The following is a 22133-nucleotide window of genomic DNA, read 5'->3' on the forward strand; positions in this document are numbered from 1 at the left end:
TCACAGTAGCGCCCCGACTGGCGCAGGAGGAAAAAACATGTCCCAGAATGAAGCCTATTACGACACGCTGGCCCTGATTGAAAAGGGGCAATGGTGTTTCGGCAGTATGGACGAAGAAAACGAAGAGCGGGCAATCAAGGCCGCTAAGGCGCTGGCGCTGTTTGCGCGCCTGAATGAGCAGGACTGCGACGGACACCCGGTTTCCGAAATCATCGTTGATTTTATCGCTAACCTGATGCACCTGGGGGAAGCGATAAATTTTCGTGTGCTCGATGAGGAAAGCGCGGTGATCCCGTTGGTCAGGATCGCAGCCGTACACTTTAACGCTGAAACAACGTCATAGTAATCATGTGAATCAGAAGGGGGCAGGCGTGATCCTGCCCCCAAAAATGGACAGGGGAAAGAGTTCTCCCGCCTGAAAATATTCAGGCAGGCGGGAATATTTTGCTTGATTAATATGGCTCATTAGACGTATAATAATCACATCGAAAGGCAATGAGGCTTTTCGCGGTAGCGCCCCGACTGGCGCAGGAGTACAGAAAATGTCTACTGAACTGAATCAACCCGCCATCACTGCACGCATTATCCCCAATAACCGCCGCATGGCCTTTCTGCCACGCCTGTTCGGCGCCTGGTATCTCACAGGTGAGGCCGGTGTCTACAACCACGCACGTTCTCTCTGCGCCGATTATCAAGGCGGTTCCTGGGAATTCGCCGAACTGTCTTGCGGTAGCGGCTTCATGTACCCACTGAGCGCAGAGCGCTTCACGGTATCGGTTAGCGGTAACTGGTTCGAAGGGGAACTGTCCGCAGAAGCTACCGGTATCGTGCTGACCCTGTTCACCCTGAACCACATGATCTGGCACGCACATGATGCCGGCTATGAGCACATCTGCGACATGCTGATCACCCAGCAGGAAAAGCTCAAATTATATGCCGACCAGCACGCCGAAGCCGGTTTGATTTACCGCGCGATTGACTGAAGCGGCGGCCCCCGCGAGGGGGCCAATACTGACAGGGGGAAAAATGTTAACACTAACTGATATTCGCGCCAGCAATACGGTGCTGGTTACGGAATTTGACGGCGTGCGTGCTGTGCATTTCTGTCTGCATGAAAAATTAAGCGGTAGCGACAACGATCTGTGGTTTCCGCTTGCCAATGGGGCCGACCTGTTCGAGGCACTGGAAAGCATTATGTGCATCAATTTTGCCGCTGCTAACGTTGTCTCGCTGGAGTTCCTGCGGCAGAACGGGAAGTGCAAAGACTACCGGATCACCTACAACAAGGCCAAATTCAAGCCATTATGTTAGATATCTGACATCATTAAATGTTCATATTTGAACAAAATTAAATTAAAAAATACGTCTGATAAGTTGATAAAATGGCTCATTAGACGTATAATTATTACATCGAAAGGCAGTTGAGCCTTTCGCGGTAGCGCCCCGACTGGCGACGAGGTAAAAAAAATGGAACTCAATGATACTGCAAAATTACCTGACTCTGATGCACGGAAAATTAACGCCGTAGCGTCTCAGGCATACCCTCTTGGCCTCCTGCCTAATCTGAAAATTAACTTCTACTCTATTGACGCCATTCAACTTGAACTGCGTGACAACAGTGGTGATCTTATCTGGCGAGATTTCACGTTCTCCCGCGATTTTATCAACGGTTTTATGCCTTATATCAGACCAATAAATTAGCACTGAATATCGACGGGAGCGGGGGAGAAACTCCCCCGGAAGGAGATTAAGAAATGGTATTAACCGGTATTGAAACAGTAAAGGTAGCGGTGATCTGTACAGGCCACGTCAGCCATCAAGATTCAGAGATTATCCCTGAGTTTCTCTGGAACAACTGGAAAGAATCCGGAGAGTTCTGGATAAGCAGTACTGCTCACGGTTGGTTATTTCGGTTGTGTGCTCTGCCCGATGAATGGGAGGAGCGTCTGAAAAATTTTGGAGTAAGTGATGGCTGCATATCAAATCTTAGAGTGCTGGAATGTGAAGGATATGACTGGGTTCATTTCCAGGCTGATGCACCCATCGTGGAGGAGCTTCAGCACTGGGACTGGTAAAAATCTGGAACACTAAAGGGGGTTTAAAAAGCAGAGAAAAAAAGGGAGCCGGATTGCGAGAACAATCCGGCAGGTTGACAAAAGAAAATGTGAGGTTTGCTTATGTCATTATCCATTCTACAGCTTGCCGAGGATCTTGCAAAGGGTAAGCGAATGAGAGTACCACCGATGAACGGACCGGAGTGGCGACACTTCTGTTTCTGGCTTGAATATTACATGGGATACAGTATGTAAAGTAACGAACGGCGCTCATGGAAGCGCCGTTTTTTTTAACTTTCAGCAGGGGGAATTTCACGCCTGGACTGGCGTTTTATCATCAGTAGATGAAGAGACCCGCTTTCTCTGACGTGTTCTTTTTCCTTCAGTAATCTCTTTTAAATCTTTAAGCGTCACGTCATGAAAACCAAAGTTTTTAAGGTGCTCAAGGATTTCGCTGAGTGTGTATCCCTTGTTTTTAATCAGCGTCTCAATATCACTTTTCAGGGAATCAAGTACATCTCGTTTCTGTAATCTTTCTTGCGTCACATCTGGGAGTTCAGCCAGCTGACCTCGAATAGATTCGATGTCTGTTGTGCTGTACAGCTTCGATTTTTTGGCAACCATTCTGGAATCCTCCACCGGAAAATTTTTCATTGTATCTACCGAAAAAATCATTACAAGCAGAGCAGAATTTTCTGCGTAAAAATTTGGATAACCAGCTCCGGAAATCATAATCCCTTAGCGTTAGAGGAAGCGTAGCCTATCCCGTTCTCTGTGAAACACAGGCGATGATGTGCCTTGCATGAATATCAATATACCTGAACTAGCGCAGCGTACTCCCTTTGTCATCTGGCATACAGGTTGCAAATTTGCTAAACTCATTCGCGAAGTTCAAAAGCGGGACAGGATATGTTTTGTATTACCGCCACCACGGTGGCAGCAATCCAAAACTCCTGGTCAGGGCGAAGCCCCGACACCCCAGACTGTGCTAACTGTTGGACTGAAAGGAAGATTTAGCGTCATGAGTAAGAGTGAGCGACGTAACAGAACAGCCACTCTTCCGCCGGTAAGGTGCCTTCCGGAAGAGCGGGATGAGATACGTCAAAAGGCGGAGGATGCGGGTCTCAGCATAGGTGCATTTATGCTTAGGGCTGCGTTAGGAAGGAAGATTGCTCCGCAGACAGATCACAAGCTCATTAACGAACTCTCACGTCTTGGCGGTTTACAGAAGCATCTCTTTAAAGAAGGGAACGGGGTCGGCAGTAAGGAGTACGCAGAGATACTGCAGGCCATCAAGGCAGCCATTTTCAGGATAGAGCAAAAGAACGACTAAATATGAACGCCATCATTCCACCCAAACGTCGCGACAGAAAGTCCAGCTTTGTTCAGCTGGTCGCGTATGTTTCCGTGCGTGATGATGTTCCGTTAAAAGACGAGCTGAAAGAAGACGAGCGTTTCCAGCGTCCGTCGCGTTCCCGCCAGGCCATTTTTGATCGCCTTGTTGACTACATGAACCGTAGTGAAGGAACGATCATTGAACAGATTTCTGATATGACTCCTGAAGGTGATATACGCTGTTCTGTTGACGGTGTTATCTGCCAGCATAACCTGATGTCAGTTGAAACAGCTGCAATGGAGATGAACAGCATTGCCATGCAGAACACGCATGTTAAGGACGCGGTTTATCACTATATCCTGAGCTGGCAGGAAGATGAAAATCCATCTGACGATCAGGTTTTTGACAGTGTTAAACACTCACTCAAACGCCTGGGTATGGAAGAGCACCAGTACGTAGCGGCGATTCACCGTGACACGGATAATCTGCATGTTCATATTGCTGCTAACCGCGTTCACCCGGTTTCTTATCGCGCGGCTAATGTCTGGAATGACGCGGATAAACTTCAGCGTACCTGCCGGGAACTGGAACTGAAGCACGGATTTAAAGTGGATAACGGAAGCTGGGTTCGTGATGCTGACAACAACATTGTGCGGGCCAGAAAAGGGTATCGCAATGCACCACGTTCAGCGCGACAGCTTGAACACTTCTCTGATAAAGAGTCCCTTCATCATTTTGCAGTCCAGCATGTTCGTAAGCCTGTTAATGCCATGTTCCGTGAGAAGAACGCGTCATGGGAAAAACTGCATCAGGTCATGAATGATGCTGGTTTAATGTTAGAGACTTCCGGCAAAGGGCTGATCGTGCGTGATGTGTGTGGCGACGAGAAACTGGCCGTTAAATCATCGCGGGTTCACCCTGGTATGACGCTTTCCCGTCTTGAGCCTGCGCTGGGAACCTTTGTTCCCTCACCACGTTCTGCGGAAATGGTTAAGCAAAGTGTTCAGACGTCTTACAGTGACAAACTGCATGTCCGCGATCGTGGTGCCCGTGCGGAGCGCCGGCAGGCACGCGCTGACGCCCGTATCGATTTGCGCGAACGCTACGAGAAGTACCGCAACGCCTGGAAAAAACCTGACCTTCATGCCGCTGAACGATTCCGGGCTGTGTCCGCTGCATTTAAAGAACAGAAGACCCATATCCGGGATAACGAGAAAGACGCGCATATGCGTAAGCTCATGTACCACATCGTGGAGTTTGAACGTGAGAAGTCGATGGCAGCGCTGCGTATTGCACTGAAGGCAGAACGCCAGAAGTTGTATGACGAGGGCATGATGCGGCCGCTGACCTACCGTGCCTGGACCGAACAACAGGCGCTTCACGGCGATCAGGCTGCGCTCAGTCAGTTGCGTGGCTGGTCTTACCGACAGAATCGTAAAAACCGGACACCGCAGGCCTCTGACAATATTATTTACTGTGCACCTGCAGATGACACCTCGTTGCTCAAAGCAGATGGTTACGAGGCCCGCCTGCATCGTGACGGCGCGGTTGTCTATTCCCGCCAGGGGCAGGATGCCATCATTGATCGGGGAGACCGCGTTGAAGTCATTAATCCGTATGATGACGGTGACCTCAACACGCGCATTGCCGTTGACATGGTGGCCTGGAAATCAGGCGAGCGTGTCGAATTCAGCCGGGATGGCAGTTTCGCTTATGCTGCCGGCGATGCGGTGGCTGCACACAACCTGCATCATCGTGACAGTATCATCGTGCCGAGTGACCGGGAACAATACGACTATACGCGGGAGAAGTTTAACCAGCTGAAAGGCCGGTATACGGACAGTGAACGGGAAGCACTTCGTCAGCAATATGACGATCGTTATTACGACGATGTTCGCCACAATGACGACAGTAGTTATAAGCCATAAAAACCGCTTCGGTGCAGCATTAAAACGACAGAGCATCTGAGGGGATGTCAGGGTATTTGACTTTGCTGTCGCAGGCGGATCTGAAGGGAATTTCCCCCTGTCCCCACAAGCGTACGCTGATGGCCAGACAGGGAGTGCCAGGAAAAGTTATAATTGTCGCTGAAAGTAATGACCATCCGCCATTCTTTATGGGGGCGGGTAGGATCGTTGCCTTACACTAAACTGCCCCCCCAGGAAAATCATTTACGGATACAATGCTGGCCTTGATTTTGTGTCCGAACTATTTATCTGAATATATTTTCTCGATACTTTTTCGTATATCATTAAGCCTGACTGGTTTTGTAAGAAGCTCAACCCCATCAACTGGACTCTCGCTGGAGTAAGCGCTGATGAAAATAAATGGCGTTTGTGTGTTGGGACCTGAGCCTGTTTTTACTGCCATATAAAGCTCGTCGCCATTCATGATTGGCATTTGCAGGTCACTAAGCACAAGATCGTATGGTTTACGTCGCAACTTCTCCAGCGCCCTTTCCGGAGATGAGGTATATTCTACTTGAAATATACCCTGTAAAATTGATGCGAGCGACTCACAAACCAACTCATCATCATCAATTATCAATATGCTGAGGTCGTTAGCCGTAAAACCTTCATTTCGAATAACATCGGAAATAGCCAATTCTTCTTTAGTCGATTTTTTTACAGGCAGCGTTATTCTGAATAGACTTCCAAGCCCTAACTCACTTTTGACACTTATACGTCCATTCATTGTTTTGACAACCCCCATAACAATGGCAAGCCCCATACCAAATCCGGGGACTTTTACTCCATCAGCTACTCGTATGAAAGGGAGGAATATCGATTTTAGTTTATCCTTTGGGATGCCTCTTCCTGTATCTTCAACCTCTATGACAAGTGTTCTATCACCTTCTAAAAAAGCATTTATAGTTATGTGACCTTTGTCGGTGTACTTTATGGCATTAGTTACTAAGTTTTCTGTGATCTGTGCAATCCTGAAAGGGTCGCTTATTATATGACTATCGCTAATATTGCCTATTCTAATATCAATAGAATGTTTATTGGAAATTGATTCACATTCGCTAACTGTATCTTTTATAAGTTTGGCAAGATTGAATGATATGTTGTTTACCACTATATTTCCATTGTCAACCTTAGCGAACTCTGCCAGGTCTTTCATCTGGTTTTCCATCCTCTTCGCGGCATTCTCCAGTCTTTCAATATGTTTTGAATCCAATTCTGAGTTTTTTAAGGATATTATTTCAATTGAAGATGTGATTGCCTGTAGAGACGTTTTTAATTCATGGCCTAATGCACCCAAAAAAGCATTTTTATTATTAAATGCAGCTTTTTCAGCTTCTAATAATTTATTGGTTTTATATAGCTGAAAAGCTACTATGATAAACATAGCAAAGATTAAAACTGTTACGATTGCCAGCAAAATAATAAGGCTTTGCCTTTTTTCTTTAAAATCCTCAAGGGCTTTTGTTCTTTGATTGACCTCCGCATGGTCTGCTATATTGTTCAATGATTTTGAGTCTGGCTCGATTTTATTGACTAACTCAATAACTTTTTCAATGTTTGGGTTAGGGGTGTTTATATACGAGTCTACCGCTTTTATTTTGTAATAAATAGAATCAATAATCTGCTTGTACCCCTCTTGATTATATAAAGGCTCTGTCGACTCACTCCTTGCTCTAATAACATGAATGCGGGAATAAAGGATATCTAGCTTTAATCGGATTTTATCCATATCTTTGTCTTCGCTCTTAACAAGAGAGTAAAACTCAGACAATTGGATTGAAAACTTTGCAATAGCCCATGCATAGTTTTCCTGAGTGCCGCTTATGGCATAAAAAGACTTGTCAGACAACATAGAATCGTATCTAACTATTGTCGATACAACAAAAGTTAATGTAACTGCCATTCCAGACAAAAGAATAAGGAATTTCTTTTTCATTTTAGCACCGTAATTTTGTTAACCTGCCAAATGAATCTTGATAAATACAATGGGTTGTTTATCTCACTAGCGTGCTCATCGAGTGGGTATATAACGAAGTAAGGACCAAAATTTCTTACTTTAAGTTTTTTACCATTCATTTTGTAAGCAAAAATGATGTTGTAATTTTCAACATCTGAGACAGGGATATCTATTGAGTAATCATTTAGTGCGATCATTCTTAATGTTCTCCCTTGAGCACCGACTAACTTTAATATGTCTTTAACTCTAACACCCTCAAAATCTACTTTAGTTTTTGGTTTCGTCCACGGTGTCGTTGTCTTTATGTGTGCCATTGGCATTTTAATAAAGTCATTGAATGTGAGTGTGTATCCAATGTCATTGTTTTTATGGCTAATCATTCCGTCAATATTTATATCTTCAGTCGCAGCCATTGTTTGAGAGGTCACAAACAAAATCGTGGCGAAAAATGAAAGTTGAAACTTATGCATAAAATTCCTCAAATTCTTTATTTAATACTTCCAGCATATAATCATCTTCGCTGCAATGAACACCTGCGGTATGGTTATTTCCGATATAAATTGATTCACATTTAGTATAGTAAAGACTACGCAACTCAGGTTTGACGGTGGTAAATATACACCTTGTGGGTATATTAAAGCCTGCTCCTAAATGAAGCGCAGAAGAATCGCAGGTATACAAAAAACATGCATGTTTTATGATTCCTGCGAAAGATAACGTATCACTGGATATGTTGCTTATATTAAAGAAATTAGGGTGATCTACGTCATTGAAACCTAATACTTTAACGCCGAACTCGTGGCTCAATTCTTCAACAATTTCAACATGAAATCGTGAGGGGATGCTTCTTATCTTTGTACTCGCGTTAGGACAAAACAGTATATACTCCCCCAGATCAAAATCTGGTACATCTGTGTTTAAAAGCCAGGAGTTATTTTTGATGTTATCATTAATGCTTTTGGGGTTGATTCCAAGATTAGTTAGAAAAAAATCATGCATCTCGATGCTATCAAAATCTTCCCAATAAAGCTGATTTCCCATATCTATATTAACGTCTGTATGGTTGATTTTAGAGATGTCGAAAGGTAAGTATAATAACTTATCAATAATGCCTGATGCCATGTGATAAATTTGTTCGACATAGTCCTGGCAATGCTCCGGCCTAATCAATGTTATATGAATATCCGGATTTATAGATTTAATTGCATGTAGAGCAGAGATTCCAATGATTGAATCTCCAAGGGTTACCCCTAATCCATTAATTATGGTGACTTTTTTTATTTTTTTATAATCAACCTTAACCTTGTTTAATGCATTGTTATATACTGTTTTATATGCCAATGGTGCAAGATCACCAACAGGCTTTTTTTTATTCACTCCATAGGGAGACACGATGTATCTCCCATTCAACAGAAGACTACCTGTATATTCTAATAAGCATCTGTTCATGGCTATTTGTTTGGAAAAAACTTATCTACATTTGATTTTATAACGAAAGATTTTATAGGCTTTTCATAGGGGCCAATAATATCAAGTTCGTTAATAGCTCTTGAGATCTCGCTATCAACTGCCCCGGATAACTGTCCTGTTAAAACCATAACCATCGCATGCTTATTTCCTGATGATCTGATTTTTTTAATTGTATTGAAAACGGTTTTATTATCTACAATCCAATCTAATATGTATGCATCGAACGGGGTTTGTTCGATAGCATCATCTAATTCATCTATACTATAGAATTCCTTTATTGTGTATCTATCCCCTTCAAGAAGAGATGATAGGCTCTGAACGATATTTTTATCGTCATCAAGCACAGCAATTCTATGCTTTTCTTTGTCTATTTTTTTGGGAATAATTTCGATTAAATCAATATTCATTTTTGATTCAAATAGCACATCATCACGGATACTGCTTGTTTTAACAACATGCCACACATCATTTATTTTTAATGCAGAGTAATTTGTCGGTTCCGATGGGTTTTCAGAAATATAGATCTTACAGGGCTCATTCAATTCCCCATCGCTCCAAACTGCCTCATGAACTTCAACATCCTTATTAGATTGTTCCTGATAGTAAAGTCGAAAAAAATCATCCAGCCTCATACCAACGGAATGCACAACTTCAAGCAGCTGCTGAACTCGCCATTCACTTCCTCCTGCCAATTTTTTAGTGGCCGCAGTAGAAGACATCTCAAGGACATGCCCCACATGCATTGAATGTTTCTTCTCCGGTACGCCACCACTCGTTAGAACTTTTGCAACCAGATCTCCGACCCAGTTTGTGTTGTTATTCATCACTTTTCACCTCTTGTTTGGAGCGTCACGCATAAAGTAACTACAGGTATAAGGCAGAGGCATTTTATCAGTAAAAACAATCTTTTCCGATAACTTTACTCCTAAAGGTTTTAACCTGAGGTTGTGAATTAGCTGTTTATCTCAACCACAGGTTGACATGTACAGATAGTTCTATAACATATGCGTTAGAGTTACACATATGCACAACCTGGGGTTGGTTTGTTGCTGTGGCTATAAAACAGCGCCTGGGAAGGGGTGAGCTCGAAGTTCAAAAAGGGATGTAAGTCAGTAGCTATTACGCCGTGGCTTGCCCATCACTTTTTTGTATACGCAACAATGTTGGTTTTTTTAAATTGCTCTTTAACAATGTGTAAAATCGAATTGATACAGAGTTCCTATTTAGACCCCTACGCAAAAATGCGACGTATCAAGCGGGACGATCTGTCGCTTGAGAAGGTTACCTCTGCGAAAGCAGACGTGGAACGGGCAACACTGATACGGTAAACGAAGTATCTAGCGTAATTATAAAGTATTGATTAAAGCCCACTGAAGAGTGGGCTTTGCTTAATCACTTTTATATGCCTTCCGGCAAAAGCAAGAGGAGAAATAATGGCAATTAATGCGCCGCCTGAAAAAAGAAAAAACCGTACATCAGATAATGTCATTTACATTGGTGCTGAACGTAAAGATAGAATAGATCAAATGACTATTGAGATTTCTTACAGTACCAAGAAGAAAGTCTCTACAGCTCGTTTTTTCCAATTTTTAATTGATCATTATGGAGAAAATGCAAAGAATGAATTTATTGAAGCGATAATAAAGTCGGATGATTCCTGACCTTATCTAAGTTTCCGTCTAGCACCTTTCCTGACGTATCTATGTATATTACTTTGTTTTCTATCAAGTTAAGTGTTTCTGTCTAATACCCCCGTTTCATCGGAGCCATCATTATGAAACATCTACTTCCAGGGCTGCTTATCCCCGCAGTTCTGGCTGGCTGTGTCTCACACTCAGCCAGCACTGACGCCCCTGCCAGCATATACATCGATGGTCTAATCGCAGACAGCGCTCAGACTATCAGCCAGGCCCAGACAGGCCTTCACCAGACAGGACCGAATCCGGCCCGACCGGTATCCCCTACTGCACTGATTAAACCGTTACCACCTTCAACGCCTGTCAGACCAGGAGTGATCGAACCTTACCGAAGCCCGTCCCTTCCGGTATCGCAAAACGTTCAGCTGCCGGCACTGAGCCATGTTTCCTACAACGGGCGCCCGGGACCTTTATCATTCCCGCAACGCGCTGGTTACGCCCGGAACATTACCGTTCAGGATGCCGCACAACGCATCATTCCTGTCGGCTGGTCAGTCAACTGGTCCCCGGGTCTGGAAAAAGTGCGCCGGCAACGGGTGAACCTGTCTCTTAACGATCAGTGGCCGCGCGTACTCAATAATCTGGTCTCGGCGAAGTCGCTCTACGCGACGGTTGAATGGGGACAGTCACGAATCACGATAACCTCATACAGCCCCCGACCTCGTCTCTTCAGCCATCAGTAACGGGAGGGGTCCATGAAACTGCCGGCAATTTTTCTTTGCTCCCTGCTTTTTCTGCCCCAGGCGCAGGCCTACTGTTTTAACTATGCCGCATCGAAGTACAACCAGAACCCGCTCGTCGTTGAATCCATCGCAATCTGGGAAAGCAGCCTCCGCCCTGACGCTGTCGGCCGTAACTACGATAAAGCCGGCAGGCTGCTCAGCTCTGATTATTGCCTCATGCAAATCAATACGGCGAACGTCCGGGCGCTGGTATCGATGGGTGTCATTTCTTCTGCTGACGATCTGTTAAAAGACCCGTGCTTATGTGTTCAGGCCGGCGCCTGGGTGCTTGCAAAACACCTGAAAAAATGTGGTAACACCTGGCGTTGTCTCGGCTCCTATAACGCCGGTTTCTCAGATGACCCGAAACAGGAAATAAAACGTCAGAACTACGCCGCAGAAATCCGCTCCATCTACGAACGCCTGTACGCCAGGCAGCACCGTGCCAGTTAAACCGCACAGACTGAGGTTCCCCATGATAGAAAAGCTTCTGGCCACGGTAGTGGCTTCGTTCATGCTGGCCGGCTGCCAGCAACCGAAATCCGTCATTACGGCGCCGTACGTTCCGCCGGAAAAAACGTCGCAGAACGTCTCGGTAGTGCGAGCTCAGCAATACCAGCTCTGGGACGAGAAGGTCATCAATATCCGCACACCGCTACCGGCAGACACGATATACGCTAACAGCACGCGCCTCTCACTCGACTGGGACGGCGATGCGATCGAACTGCTGGCCCAGTTGGCCAGACAGCGCGGTCTTCAGTTTAACTACAGCGGCGTCCACCTGCCGTTACCGCTGAACATTCATGTCCGCGATATGACGTTCCAGAATCTGCTGCGCCTTGTCGAATCGCAAATCAGCTGGCGTGCCACGCTGCACCAGTATCCGGGCCTGCTGCAGGTCGAGTTTATGCCGGTGAAAGCAACGCCGGGGGGCCGCCGATGAAACATACCGCTATCGTGCTGCTCTGTCTGTGTGTCGCCGGATATGCGATGGCAGACGACAGCGAGCCGTCAATCCCACAGGGTATGGAACACTACCTGGACATCAGCAATGACAGTGAGAGTGACATCACTGACGCCCGGGCCGCCATCATCCGATCAGCAGGTCACACCATCGGATTCCGGGGCGGGAAAGCGCAACGTGCATTTGAGCTGGTTAACGCGCTGAAGGCCCGGGAAAGCGCGCTGAATGCCCTGTATGACTTCAGAACGCTCGTCAGTCAGGAAGGCTGGTTACCGCCTGTCATCGACGAAGCGCAGGATGTGGCGCATATCACCGACGATCAGATCCGCACCGCAAGCCGCGTGTACCAAATCATTCTGCCGGAACGCTTTGTCAGTAACCCGCCGTCCTGGCGCCGCTGGTTACTGGCAGGGTTGAGCACGACATCCCCCTCTGGCCAGGAAGGTGGCGTCATCCCCAAAAACAGTGATGAACAGAAAATCTGGCAGGAAGCGGTGGAGAAAGGCTGGCAGGACGGACGTGACGGTGCCGATCACACGCTGGAGGCCAACTTTAACCGCCTGACCCGGGATTACCGGGGCATGTTGCTCTACTCACGCCTGTTGCGGGAAGGCTATATCTCTCGCCCGGAAATTACCGAGCAACAACAGAGCGTCAGCGGCGGCCATAAAAAACTGGTCACAGGCGATCGCGTCCGCAATCTGCGCAGGCATGCCGAGTTCAATCCAAATAAAGGTCACTGGAAACCGGTCATCAACACGGAGTCACACCATGAATCCCACCAAACCTTCTGATCCCTCCACCCCCGATCTTGAAATGTTTGATTTCGGTGGTGCGGTTAATGTGCAAAGTTACAAAGCCTTTCTGGTATGGGCAGCCAAAAATGCCGTCAGCGACATTCACGTTCAGGGCAGCAACCCCATCGTCATCGAACGCTATGGCCGGATGGTACCGGTGACGCCCTTCTCGTTACCGGACAATATCCTCTCGGACATTATTGACGGATTATTTGACCCGGAACTTCGCGCTAAGGTCCGGGGAGGAACCCCCCAGGACCGGGCCATACAGCTCGATGGCGATCAGAATAAACGCTATGGCCTCGATCGCGGTGAACGCCTGCGCTTTCGCTGCAATGTTGTGCAGGCAACCGCAGCCAACATGCTGACCACCTGTGCCATGACACAGCGCGTTATCCCGACAGCCATTCCTGAGCTGGAAGCGATGGGGATCGAGCCGGACCTGTTTGAAGCACTGCTGCCCCATAAAGGCCTTGGTCTGGTCTGCGGTGAAACCGGGTCAGGGAAAAGCACCCTGCTGGCCGCCATTTACCGTTACTGTGCGAACCTCTTCCCTGACCGCAAAATCACCACCGCTGAGGATCCGGTGGAGTACATTATCGGCCGTAAAGGCGATGTGCTGCCGGCGACACAGCTGGAGCTCGGCCGGGATGTTGCCACCTTTGCTGAAGCCATCAGGGCGGCGCTTCGCCGGGCACCGTCCATTATCGGCGTCGGGGAAATGCGCGACACCGAGACCATTCTGGCCGCCGTGCTGAGCGCACTGTTAGGTCACCTGTGCCTGAGCACCCTCCACACGGATTCCGTTGGCGAAACGATCCCCCGTCTGTTAGCCGGTATCCCGATTGAAATCCGGGAGGCGACGGCACGCGATGTGATGGGCACGATGCAGTACATCATCGTCCAGCGTCTGCTCAGAACCACAGACGGCAAACGTCAGGCGGTACGCGAATACCTGGTATTCGACCAGCCTCTGCGAAACGAAATGGCTCAGGTGCCTTATACCGAATGGGGCCACCTGCTGAACCGGAAAGTGCGGGAGAAGAAAGGCCGCATCGCTGATAAAGCCTTCACGCTGCTCCGGGAGGGCATCATTGACCGCGATGAAATGCTCTCCGTTGTATCGCCTGCAGAACTTCGGGAAATGGAGGCCTGCGTATGAGAAGCGTGGAAAACCGCTGGCGTGAATCCAGCCGGCCGCTGACCGTTTACGGTGTCCCGGTCGGGATGTTCCTGATCTATCTCGTCTGGTGCAAGTTCCCGACCTTCATGACGTTGTGGATCTGCACGGGCGTACTGACGTTCTTCGGCGTTATCGCGCATTTCGGCTGGTCGTGGCCGGTGTTGCTGCAACGTCTTCTACACATGGTGCGGGGAAGCCGGAAGGCCGGTCGTCCCTGGTGGTATCGCCGCTTCTATGAATAATTCAGCAGGTATCGTGTATGGCTCAGCATGCTCAGGTCGCAGACCGACGTTTGTGGCTCGCAGTACCCCATGAAGAAAAAGACGAAGCCGTCGCCGCAGGCGGCCTCGCCAGTGACGGCAGACCCAATATCAGCTGGTCACCGGACGATAAGCTCTGGTATGCACGGGAAGGCACCGCCTTAGCCGGCATCCGGTTATGGCTCCCTGATACTTCCGCGCGGGCAACGGGCGACGCCGACCCCCGGGTGGAGTTTGCTGACAGGTTAAAGGAAGCCGGTTTCATCCTGGAAGGCCTCCCCGTCATGGACGGGAAATGGCACCGGGCCAGAGTCGAAGAGGATAAAAAGGGTAAATCTCACCGAGAAGGGGGCGGTGCCTATAAAGGGTTCACTGACGGCCACCCCGCCGGCATCTTTGTGAATTACCACCGCTCGTCGGAAAAAGAAGTTTCCCGGTGGCGGGCTCAGGGGGGAGAAACGGACCCGCTGACACGGCTGCACATTCGCGCTGCAACTCGCCAGGCGCAGGACGATAGCGAACGTGCCCGGCAGCAGGCCTATGCGGAAAAAGCCCGTGCGGCCAGCCAGCTTTATGACCAGCTGGCCCCGGCGACAGACTCACATCCTTATCTGATGCGTAAAGGCGTTTCCGCCGATCCGGCATTACGTGTCACCCGCAACAACCGACTGGTAGTACCGTTTTATAACCAGGACGGTGAATTTCAGTCCCTGCAGTACATCGCCGAAGACGGGGAAAAGAAACTCTATTCTGAAGCGCCCAAAGCCGGCAATTTTTTTATCACCGGCGGCATGCCGGTGAATGGCCAGCCCATTTTGTATGCCGAAGGGTATGCGACTGCCAGAAGCCTCACTGCAGCGACAGGCTTCCCGGTCGTGATGGCCATCGATGCCGGCAATATGAGAACGATAGCGGAAGGATTCGGACAGCGGTTCCCCGACAGCCCGCACTTCTTCATGGCCGATATGGACCTGAAGAAAAACGATAACAAAGACGATCTTTACCTTGCCATTCAGTCCTCCCGTTTTGTCCCCAGCGATCCGGGTTTCTATATGGATGAAGAAAAACTGAAGGAAATGAAGGGATTGTTTATGGCGTTACAGGCCGCCGATCGTGTGCCTGACGGACATGTTGTGATACCGCCATTTACTGAGCAGGAAATGAAAGCAGGGCTGTCTGATTTCAACGATCTCCATTCAGCTCGCGGGCTAGATTCACTGAAAACCGTACTGGCGGAGACACCCGGCCTTGCTGCACATCTGTATCACCCGGAGACGCAAACAATGACAGTTCCAGTTGAAAAGCAGGCACCTGCGCAGCCCTTCCCTGAGCCGGTCCCCGCGTATGACAACGTATCACAGGAAGGGCCTGACAATACCAGCGCAGATATGGAGAGTTATGAAGCCATGATGGCTGTGGAAGCAGCAGCGGCGCCGGAAGCAACAACGGCGCCGGAAGCAGCAGCGGCGCCGGAAGCAACAACGGCGCCGGAAGCAGCAGCGGCACCGGAAGCAACAGCGGCACCGGAAGCAACAGCGGCACCGGAAGCAACAGCGGCACCGGAAGCAGCAGCGGCGCCGGAAGCAACAACGGCGCCGGAAGCAGCAGCGGCACCGGAAGCAACAGCGGCACCGGAAGCAGCATCGGCGCCGGAAGCAGCAGCGGCGCCCACCTTCGCCAGCCTTCTGAAAGTGACCTCAGCGCCTGCGGAACCAGAGGTATCTGCAGATCCGGCGGCAGATGACAATCTGGCACCGGTAAAAGCAAAAACCACGGCAGAAAACGCGACGACCGCTGCGAATGAGCCGGATGAAACTGAAAATGCCATCGTATGGGGGCCCCGCGCGCCGGGCGAAGGTAACTTCACCCCGGAGACAGCGCCCGCATCAACCTTAATTGATACCAATGCCCTGCTTCAGCGCATCACGCATGAAATGCAGAACAACACGGTGCTGTACAAGCTCGATGGCCAGCCGGCATTTCGCGATCATGGCAACCGGATGACAATGGAAACCCCGGATGCCAGTAAGCAGGATGACATGGTGATGGCCGCACTGCTCACGGCAATGCAGCATTATGGTCGCAGGATCCAGATCACCGGCAGCGAGACCTTTCAGACGAAAGTTATCGGGCTGATTGCATCACACGGGCTGGATGTTCAGATGCGCGATCCGGTACAGCAGGCCATGTTAAACGAGGCCCTGAAACAACAGGCCGCTGACAGGCCGGATGTCCGCGACAGTATCAATGCCACGCCCGTGATGCCTGCGGATGCGTCCGTTCAGACCAGTCCCGGCAAAAACGCGCCCGGTCCAGCACCGGCAGGAGAACAACCCTCCCCGGTCCCGCCCGGTGGTACGGCCGAACCGCCGGTTAAGGCCTCTGAACCGGCGGGGCAACCACCTTTAGCGACGAAAGCCGAGGACTTTAAAGACGGCGTGAAGGGGCGCCTGCTGGAGCATGGCCGGGCGCATTACCAGTTCAATGAACGGAACAGCATGAACTATTACGTTCATCTCGAAACCCGCGAGGGAGTCCGGGAGGTCTGGGGAAAAGAGCTGGAACAGGCCATCAATCAGAGTCGCGTCAGTGAAGGTCAGGTCGTCAGTCTGAAGTTTGAAGGGAATAAACCTGTCACCGTCAATCAGCCCGTCATGAAGGACGGAAAAATCCAGGGATACGAACAGATCACGGCGCACAGAAATTCATGGAGCATGACGCCGCTGGTTAATCCCCGCGTTCGCCCGCCGGCGACACCCACTACCGGGGAAACCCTCTCCGCGTATGACCTCCATGAGTACAGCAAAATACAGGCCCGTCTGTTGCGCACCGTGCAGGCAGAGAACGTGCCACCGATCGCCGGGCAGAAAAATAACCTGCTGTGGATACGGCCCGACGGGCGGGGAACGGGCGATGCCGGCGACCCGGCCACGGTAAAACTTCCGGCTAAAGATGGCCAGTCCACGACCCCGGTCGTCAGCGCCTGGCGGGATGACGGACAGCTGGCACTGCACCTGGTCAAAGGGCATGGCCCTTACCTGCAGGGCATTGCGCAGATTAACGGACAGTACCAGCACGTCCTGGCTTCCATGACGGGAAATCAGAGCAATGCCAGTCTGATTATCAACGCGATAACCCCTGATGGCCTCAAAACCGTGGGATACGGACAGGCCTTAAACAAGGTGGAAGGTAAGCCCGTTGCGCGGGATGCCATGGCCTTTCGTTTCGCGGGGGAGACCGACACGGACAAAAAGCTGATTGGTAAGCTGGAAAATCCGGAAACCTTACCCCGGACTATCCACGCCAGACTCGGATTTGATGAACCTTTCCGTCCCGACACCGACTACCCAAAGTCGCAGCCCCGGGCAGAACATCATCACAAGGCCGCACCGGGAGCCGGACGCCCGGGGTAACACGCAGCACCCGACCCTCATGAGGAATCCATTATGCCAGTACAAAAAACACTGGGCGCCCTGGTTGTCTGCGCCCTCTTCCTGACGCCCCTCTCGCTGCAGGCCGCCACCTGCCGGGCTGCCACCGCGGCCGAGACAGGCAGTGACACGGGATACCAGACAGCAAAAAAAGCGGCCGAAGCCTGGTATGAACGGGAATCAGATGTCTCTGACTCCCTGCAGAGTTGCCTGGATAAAATCAGGACCCTGTCCATTACCATGCCGAATTTCAGCAGCTTATCTTCCATTCTGAACGGTTACGCGGATGAAATTTGCAGCTCAGTGGTCAGTGAAGTGAATAGTCACATCCCGTCCAGTATTGACCCCTGGGATGAGTTAACCAACTAATCCCCGACCGTCCCCTTTTCTTACGGAAAAACGCCATGAATACACCCGCGACAGGGGGCACAGACTCGTCTGTGCCTCAGACAACGCGTTCCCTTTCAGCGCAGGAACAACAGGTCTACGACGAAGCCATTCGCCTGCAGAATGAGCAGGCGCTGGGGGCGACCTTCGCCCGTAAGCTGCTGACATCAAACCTCATTCTGGGCACCGCGTTCCTGCTCATCACTTCCCTCAGCGGTGTGACGCTGTGGAAAGTGTATCACCCGGATAATCACTACTTCGCCACGGAAAGCGGCCGTGTCACACCGATTTATCCGCTGAACAAACCGGCCTGGTCGATGGAAGACATTGCTGGCTTCGGCGCCGACACCATCCAGCGGGCTTTCACGATGGACTTCGTTCACTACCGTCAGCAGATGACATCGGTGATGACGCGCTTTACCAATCAGGGATACGCCGATTATTACAAGGCGCTGACGAGCTCGAACGTGCTGAAGATGGTGCGCGATCAACGCATGAACCTGTCCACCACCGTCTCGCCGGGGGTCGTACACAGCCAGGGCATTATTAACGGGATCTATACCGTCAGGGTTCAGTATCCCGTCTCCCTGAAGCTCGATGGCCAGGAGCGCAGCCTGCCTGCAGCGAATTACATCATCGAGCTGACTATCCAGCAAACCGATCCACGGGAAAAGCCCCTCGGCCTGGAGGTCAGGCAGACCATCATGACTTCCAGTCATTAACGGAGAACGCATGAAACCGTATTTTGCACTCTCTTTACTCGCCGTGATGTGCTGCAACGTCGGGGCGGTGGAGACTCAACAGACCGTGGTACCTCACTCTGCCGATCCGATACTGGTCACTGACGGCCCCCAACAGGATGCCGCGCTGATGAATAAAGCCGGATTACCGCCGCAGCCCGCTGAACAGCCACCGGCGCCGCCGGTGCAAGCGCCAGAAACCACTCAGGCCGCACCGCCATCTGCATCAACAGTCGCCGCGCCACAGGCCAGTTCGCAGACGGACCCGGCACCGGCGGCGACGCCAGGCAGTGACGAACTCCCGCCGCCTTCGCCGCTGTACAGTGCCGCGCAGAAGCAGGTTGCGCCCCTGACACCGGATGAAGTCCGACAACTGCGGGGGCAGAAAGAGAATATCAACCGGGCGCTGGCTTCCCCGGCGATGACGGTGGTACCCCGCATCAGTGCGCAGACGGTGAATCTGTCACCGGGTTCCAGTCTGCCTCTGGTCCGCACAGCGGTAAACCATCCCAGCAACCTGAGTTTTACCGATGCTACGGGCGCCCCCTGGCCTGTGGCAGGCAAGCCGACGAACCCGATGACGAAGGACTTTGATGTGTATTACATCCCGGACTCACCCATCGTCACCATTGTGGCCAAACGGCCCTATGCGAGCGGCAGCATTACCGTCCTGCTGAAAGGCCTGTCCGTACCGATTTCGGTGGAAGTCACCAGCGGTGACACCGACAGCCAGTCCCGGGTGTGGACCGTCGATAACCGTCTGGATCTGCGCATTCCGCAGCGGGGACCGTCCGCCCGCCCGATGGCCGCGCCGGAATCGAAAATCGGCCTTTACGACAACACGCTTCAGGCCTTCCTGGATGGTACGCCCCCGAGGGAGGCACACCGCCTGAAAGCGACCGGGCAGGTGCCTGATACCACCGTCTGGCAGCTGGGCGACGACCTCTTTATCCGGACGCGCGCTGAGATAGTCGATGAGTTTGATCAGACGCTGTCCTCCGCTGACGGGATGCACCTCTTTAAGCTCCCGGTCACGCCCTATGTGACGTTCTCCGTGATGGGGCGTTCTCAGGCACTGAACATTACTCTGGAGTGAAGCATGGCCAACGAAAATGACGCAAGTCGCGATAAGACATTACTGGTCGGGCTGGCTGCCCTCGTCTGTGCCGGCGTTGCCGGAGGGGGCTACCTGCTCTGGAACCACTTTTTTGCCCCGCCGCCGACACCTTCCCGTATCAATGTGACCAACGTTGCCAGTGCCGGGAAACACCAGAGTGCAGAAACTGAGCAGTACCGTCAGCTCCTGCACGAATACAACCGGGAGGGCGCCAGTGCCGCACGGGCGGATAATTCCAGTTTCATCGCCAGTATCCCGGTAGGCGGGAGCACCCCGGTGCATACCGTGGAAGCCCCCCCGAAAGAGAAAAAGCGGAAGCCCGCTCACGAGGAAAAACAGCAGGAGAAGAAAAAGGACGAGGGCCTCAGTAAGTCAGACCAGGCAGCCCTGAATAAACTCCTCGCATCAATGGACACGTCGGCACAGTCGCCGGATCTGCAGCAGGTCTCTCTGGCCGTGGCAACCGAGCCGGGCGCTGCCGCCGAAGGCAGTCAGGCCAAATCGGCTTACGCTGACTGGACATCGTCCATCATGCCCCGGACAACCGGTGGGGGATTATCCGGCGGGGGGGAAAGCACGGCCCCGGTCATCGAGCTGATCCCGGCTTATACACGTGTGCCCGGCTCAGTGGATTTTGGTATTGATTCCGACAACAACCATTCGCCGGCGGTCGTCAGGCTCTATACCGGCCCCTATGAGGGTGCGGTGTTGAAAGCCTCTCAGGCACAACTCGGCGGGGACGGCGTGGTGATCCACATGACAACCATGTACTGGAACCGCAAAAACTACCGTGTTGACGCCTATGCGCTGAAAGACGACACGCTCATGGCCAATGTGGCCACTGACGTGAATCACCACTATATGTCCCGCATCCTGTTGCCGTCGATTGCTGCCGGTATCGGTAAAGCCGGTGACCTCTATGCGGATGCCAATACCGAGATCCTGACCAACGGCTACAGCACGGTGACCAGCCATGCCGGGATGCCGGATGGCGAGGCGGTGGCCGGCGTGGTAGCCGGTGGAGCCGCATCCAATGCTGCTGACGTACTGAAGTCGGACGCTGCCAAAATTTCACCGACTCAGGTCACGGTGGATGCCGGCCAGGCCGTTTATGTCGAGTTTATGGCTGCTGTCACCACGGCTGATGAAATCAAGCCTCGCGGTCAGAACACCACCGGCAATACGGCCACCCCGCTGGCAAACCCGCAGGACAGCCATACCGGCAACGCACTTTCGCCGGTCAGCCCTACGCTCGCACAGCTACGGGAACAAACGCAGTCACGCATCCGGACCCAGTCACAGCCTGAAAAAACGTCGGAGTAAAACAACATGAATGAATTTAATCATCCCGCCACAGACAAGGATGATCAGCCAGATATATCGGCCATCGTGCAGCATGAGAAACCGAGTCTGAAATATCTTCTTCTGGAGAAACAGTATGTTCTGGGACTGAACGGTCCCTGGCTTATCGGCATTCTCATCGCCGCCACCCTGGCCATCTGGTATCTCTTTGGCACCACCACCCCGTCATCACAGGATGAGCTGAATGCGGCGGCCGGCTTTGAAAACGTTCCTCCGGCTGCCTCACAACCAGACAACCGGTCATTGTCCTCAACACTGTCACCGCCGGCCAGCGATAACGTGAAAGAGGAAGTGGCCACGATGGTGAACGGCGTCAAAACCTACGCGGAAGCCAACCGTACAGCCATCCAGCGGCTGTCCGACACCGTGAAAACCTTGCAGCAGCAGGCGGCCACCACGCAGCAGCTGCAGAGCCAGTATCGGGAGGAGATCAACATCCTGAAGTCACGGGTGGCGACACTGGAGGTGGAGAAGGTCAACACCGCAACGTCCGCCCCCCATCGCCAGCGCCTGCTGACGTCAGGCATGAAGGTCAGTTCAGTCCAGGACGGTGCGGCGTGGATTTTCTGGAAAAACAAAACCTGGGCCGTCCGTGAGGGCGATACCCTCGCTGACGGTAAAGTCAGCATCATCCGGATCGATTCGGCAAACCGCCAGGTATTCACGACTGAAGGCGTGATCCGTTAAGG

25 protein-coding genes are annotated in these 22133 nt (G+C 51.2%); 20 read left to right on the top strand and 5 right to left on the bottom strand.

Going from position 1 to position 22133, the window contains the following annotated elements; translation table 11 throughout:
- The first annotated feature begins 37 nt into the window (after positions 1-37).
- The 5 genes from ACOTZF_RS22100 to ACOTZF_RS22120 all read left to right on the top strand — a co-directional run bounded on the left by ACOTZF_RS22100 (position 38) and on the right by ACOTZF_RS22120 (position 2075).
- Positions 38-343 carry a hypothetical protein gene (locus ACOTZF_RS22100; RefSeq protein WP_023285840.1) on the top strand — a complete coding sequence of 102 codons (306 nt, stop codon included), beginning with the start codon at positions 38-40 and terminating at the stop codon, positions 341-343.
- Between the two features lie 199 nt (positions 344-542).
- Positions 543-983, top strand: coding sequence for an antirestriction protein (locus tag ACOTZF_RS22105; protein ID WP_032440565.1), 441 nt, complete (start codon positions 543-545; stop codon positions 981-983).
- A gap of 43 nt (positions 984-1026) precedes the next feature.
- On the top strand, positions 1027-1311 hold the full coding sequence (locus tag ACOTZF_RS22110; RefSeq protein WP_032440566.1) for a hypothetical protein: 285 nt from the start codon (positions 1027-1029) through the stop codon (positions 1309-1311).
- Positions 1312-1467: 156 nt separating this feature from the next.
- Positions 1468-1701 carry a hypothetical protein gene (locus ACOTZF_RS22115; RefSeq protein ID WP_032440567.1) on the top strand — a complete coding sequence of 78 codons (234 nt, stop codon included), beginning with the start codon at positions 1468-1470 and terminating at the stop codon, positions 1699-1701.
- 53 nt (positions 1702-1754) lie between these two features.
- A complete protein-coding gene (locus tag ACOTZF_RS22120; RefSeq protein ID WP_032440568.1) occupies positions 1755-2075 on the top strand; it encodes a hypothetical protein in 321 nt (106 codons plus the stop codon).
- 291 nt (positions 2076-2366) lie between these two features.
- On the opposite strand, the gene ACOTZF_RS22125 is transcribed toward ACOTZF_RS22120, so the two are convergent.
- A complete protein-coding gene (locus ACOTZF_RS22125) occupies positions 2367-2786 on the bottom strand; it encodes a hypothetical protein (protein WP_058674280.1) in 420 nt (139 codons plus the stop codon).
- A 289-nt stretch (positions 2787-3075) separates the two neighbouring features.
- Between ACOTZF_RS22125 and mobA the strand changes: the two genes are divergently transcribed.
- Together mobA and traI are read left to right on the top strand one after the other, a co-directional pair.
- Positions 3076-3387, top strand: a complete 312-nt coding sequence (gene mobA / locus ACOTZF_RS22130; protein WP_016162079.1) for a plasmid mobilization protein MobA — start codon at positions 3076-3078, stop codon at positions 3385-3387.
- A gap of 2 nt (positions 3388-3389) precedes the next feature.
- Positions 3390-5318, top strand: a complete 1929-nt coding sequence (gene traI / locus ACOTZF_RS22135) for a TraI/MobA(P) family conjugative relaxase (RefSeq protein ID WP_032440569.1) — start codon at positions 3390-3392, stop codon at positions 5316-5318.
- Between the two features lie 280 nt (positions 5319-5598).
- Here traI and ACOTZF_RS22140 read toward each other — a convergent pair whose 3' ends face one another.
- The 4 genes from ACOTZF_RS22140 to ACOTZF_RS22155 are packed head-to-tail and all read right to left on the bottom strand — an operon-like array spanning position 5599 to position 9608.
- Positions 5599-7293, bottom strand: coding sequence for a hybrid sensor histidine kinase/response regulator (locus ACOTZF_RS22140; protein WP_032440570.1), 1695 nt, complete (start codon positions 7291-7293; stop codon positions 5599-5601).
- Positions 7290-7784 (bottom strand): molybdopterin-dependent oxidoreductase, encoded by a 495-nt coding sequence (locus ACOTZF_RS22145; protein WP_032440571.1) that lies wholly within the window; start codon positions 7782-7784, stop codon positions 7290-7292. The genes ACOTZF_RS22140 and ACOTZF_RS22145 overlap by 4 nt, the downstream gene beginning before the upstream one ends.
- On the bottom strand, positions 7777-8706 hold the full coding sequence (locus ACOTZF_RS22150) for a glycosyltransferase family 9 protein (RefSeq protein ID WP_032440581.1): 930 nt from the start codon (positions 8704-8706) through the stop codon (positions 7777-7779). The genes ACOTZF_RS22145 and ACOTZF_RS22150 overlap by 8 nt, the downstream gene beginning before the upstream one ends.
- Before the next feature lie 59 nt (positions 8707-8765).
- Positions 8766-9608 (bottom strand): helix-turn-helix domain-containing protein, encoded by an 843-nt coding sequence (locus tag ACOTZF_RS22155; RefSeq protein WP_032440572.1) that lies wholly within the window; start codon positions 9606-9608, stop codon positions 8766-8768.
- Positions 9609-10217: 609 nt separating this feature from the next.
- Here ACOTZF_RS22155 and ACOTZF_RS22160 point away from each other — a divergent pair.
- The 13 genes from ACOTZF_RS22160 to traP all read left to right on the top strand — a co-directional run bounded on the left by ACOTZF_RS22160 (position 10218) and on the right by traP (position 22131).
- Complete coding sequence (locus ACOTZF_RS22160) at positions 10218-10445, top strand: hypothetical protein (protein WP_032440573.1); 228 nt, start codon at positions 10218-10220, stop codon at positions 10443-10445.
- A gap of 350 nt (positions 10446-10795) precedes the next feature.
- A complete protein-coding gene (locus ACOTZF_RS22165) occupies positions 10796-11164 on the top strand; it encodes a hypothetical protein (RefSeq protein ID WP_126523558.1) in 369 nt (122 codons plus the stop codon).
- A 12-nt stretch (positions 11165-11176) separates the two neighbouring features.
- The gene (locus ACOTZF_RS22170) at positions 11177-11656 is read left to right on the top strand and encodes a lytic transglycosylase domain-containing protein (RefSeq protein WP_032440574.1); all 480 of its coding nucleotides are present in this window, start codon (positions 11177-11179) and stop codon (positions 11654-11656) included.
- Between the two features lie 22 nt (positions 11657-11678).
- A complete protein-coding gene (locus ACOTZF_RS22175) occupies positions 11679-12146 on the top strand; it encodes a DotD/TraH family lipoprotein (protein ID WP_032440575.1) in 468 nt (155 codons plus the stop codon).
- Entirely contained in the window at positions 12143-12961 is an 819-nt protein-coding gene (locus ACOTZF_RS22180) for a type IV secretory system conjugative DNA transfer family protein (RefSeq protein ID WP_032440576.1), read from the top strand. Before ACOTZF_RS22175 ends, ACOTZF_RS22180 begins: the two co-directional genes overlap by 4 nt.
- Positions 12939-14126: a plasmid transfer ATPase TraJ gene (gene traJ, locus ACOTZF_RS22185; protein WP_077255878.1), complete on the top strand. Its 1188-nt coding sequence runs from the start codon at positions 12939-12941 to the stop codon at positions 14124-14126. The genes ACOTZF_RS22180 and traJ overlap by 23 nt, the downstream gene beginning before the upstream one ends.
- On the top strand, positions 14123-14389 hold the full coding sequence (icmT, locus tag ACOTZF_RS22190; RefSeq protein ID WP_032440577.1) for an IcmT/TraK family protein: 267 nt from the start codon (positions 14123-14125) through the stop codon (positions 14387-14389). The genes traJ and icmT overlap by 4 nt, the downstream gene beginning before the upstream one ends.
- A 17-nt stretch (positions 14390-14406) precedes the next feature.
- Positions 14407-17820: an LPD7 domain-containing protein gene (locus ACOTZF_RS22195; RefSeq protein WP_052145516.1), complete on the top strand. Its 3414-nt coding sequence runs from the start codon at positions 14407-14409 to the stop codon at positions 17818-17820.
- 33 nt (positions 17821-17853) lie between these two features.
- Entirely contained in the window at positions 17854-18207 is a 354-nt protein-coding gene (locus ACOTZF_RS22200) for a hypothetical protein (protein ID WP_032440584.1), read from the top strand.
- Positions 18208-18278: 71 nt separating this feature from the next.
- Positions 18279-18947 carry a DotI/IcmL/TraM family protein gene (locus tag ACOTZF_RS22205; RefSeq protein WP_032440585.1) on the top strand — a complete coding sequence of 223 codons (669 nt, stop codon included), beginning with the start codon at positions 18279-18281 and terminating at the stop codon, positions 18945-18947.
- 10 nt (positions 18948-18957) lie between these two features.
- Positions 18958-20061 carry a DotH/IcmK family type IV secretion protein gene (locus ACOTZF_RS22210; protein ID WP_077264204.1) on the top strand — a complete coding sequence of 368 codons (1104 nt, stop codon included), beginning with the start codon at positions 18958-18960 and terminating at the stop codon, positions 20059-20061.
- A 3-nt stretch (positions 20062-20064) separates the two neighbouring features.
- The gene (gene traO, locus ACOTZF_RS22215; RefSeq protein WP_032440586.1) at positions 20065-21405 is read left to right on the top strand and encodes a conjugal transfer protein TraO; all 1341 of its coding nucleotides are present in this window, start codon (positions 20065-20067) and stop codon (positions 21403-21405) included.
- A gap of 6 nt (positions 21406-21411) precedes the next feature.
- A complete protein-coding gene (traP, locus tag ACOTZF_RS22220; RefSeq protein ID WP_050597333.1) occupies positions 21412-22131 on the top strand; it encodes a conjugal transfer protein TraP in 720 nt (239 codons plus the stop codon).
- The last annotated feature ends 2 nt before the right edge of the window (positions 22132-22133 follow it).

The organism is Enterobacter cloacae complex sp. SHL021 (assembly GCF_049237765.1).
In the GTDB taxonomy this organism is placed as follows: Bacteria; Pseudomonadota; Gammaproteobacteria; order Enterobacterales; family Enterobacteriaceae; genus Enterobacter; species Enterobacter cloacae.